Annotated in this window: 1 protein-coding gene; it reads left to right on the forward strand. The window is 41.7% G+C overall.

Translation table 11 applies throughout. The features are described 5' to 3' along the window. Nucleotides 1-176: 176 nt before the first annotated feature. Nucleotides 177-449, forward strand: a complete 273-nt coding sequence (locus NE664_13755) for a helix-turn-helix domain-containing protein (GenBank protein MCQ4727698.1) — start codon at nt 177-179, stop codon at nt 447-449. Nucleotides 450-465 lie beyond the last annotated feature (16 nt).

Below are 465 nucleotides of genomic sequence, written 5' to 3' on the forward strand. Positions count from 1 at the left end.
TTCATGGCTAATTAAAGGGAACAAAAAGAAAGGGAATGCGCAATCCAGATGGTATCAGCGGCAGGCTACAAGAATAAATTGTGATTTCACAAGATTGGTGTTATAATTATAATAAGAGAAAAGTTCCTGCCGGGGCAACCGCCCCGGTGGTATGGATAGAAAGGCAGGAAAACAATATGCACATCAGCTATAAACCACTCTGGCACACACTGTTAGAGCGTGATATGAGAAAAGAGGATTTAAGGCTTGCTGCTGGTATGACAACAAATATGATTGCCAACATGAGCAAAGAGGGAAAGCACATCAGCATGGATACATTAGCCCGTATCTGTGAAACTCTGAATTGTGAGATTACTGATGTGATTGAGTTAGTACCAGACGAGCCTACTTCCACAGGAGGTAAGGAACATGAGCGAATTGAAACCAAGAATAACGGAAAACGGAATTGATTATATCCTTGTCGGA

This window comes from Anaerotignum faecicola, from assembly GCA_024460105.1.
GTDB lineage: Bacteria > Bacillota > Clostridia > Lachnospirales > Anaerotignaceae > JANFXS01.

Excerpts from the sequence above, each read along its gene's own strand:
- NE664_13755 (MCQ4727698.1), top strand. The coding sequence starts at position 177 with ATGCACATCAGCTATAAACCACTCTGGCACACACTGTTAGAGCGTGAT.